We start from the raw sequence: 502 nt of genomic DNA on the forward strand, positions 1-502 counted from the left end.
GTGTTCGCCCGGTCGTAGGCCGCGACGTCCGACGGTGCCGAGGTGCGCCCGTAGCCGCGCATGTCCGGGGCGATCACCCGGTACCCCGCCGCCGCCAACGCGTCGAGCTGGTGACGCCAGCTGAACCACAGCCCCGGGAATCCGTGGCAGAGCACCACCGGCCTGCCCTCGCCGCGCTCGGCGACGTGCATCTCGATCCCGTTCACCGGCAGGATCCGGTGCGTCACTTCGGCCTTCACGTGCCGCTCCGGACCGGGACGGCGTGCTCGACCGAGCGGGCGAGCTCGGCTCGAAGGGACAGGGGCAGCAGCACCCCGGCACCGAGGGTGCCGAAGCGTCGGTGGATCGTGTCGCCGGTCAAGGGAAACCTGTTCGGAAGAGGGCGGTTGGGGTCTCGCGACGGTACCCAATCTCCCTGAGGATGCGCGGCCGAACGACGCACTTCGCCCACCCTGCGGCTAGCTCAGCAACCGGGACCTGATCTCGTTCTTGAGCACCTTGC

Annotated in this window: 2 protein-coding genes; both read right to left on the bottom strand. The window is 70.1% G+C overall.

The genetic code is table 11. From position 1 onward, the window contains the following. A partial coding sequence (locus AC1DYG_RS19345; RefSeq protein ID WP_477641480.1) for an alpha/beta fold hydrolase occupies window positions 1–239 on the bottom strand: 239 nt, incomplete at its 3' end. After that, on the bottom strand, window positions 236–361 hold the full coding sequence (locus tag AC1DYG_RS19350) for a hypothetical protein (RefSeq protein ID WP_477641481.1): 126 nt from the start codon (window positions 359–361) through the stop codon (window positions 236–238). The genes AC1DYG_RS19350 and AC1DYG_RS19345, both read right to left, overlap by 4 nt. Window positions 362–502 lie beyond the last annotated feature (141 nt).

It is taken from the genome of Pedococcus sp. P1_H8 (assembly GCF_056405175.1).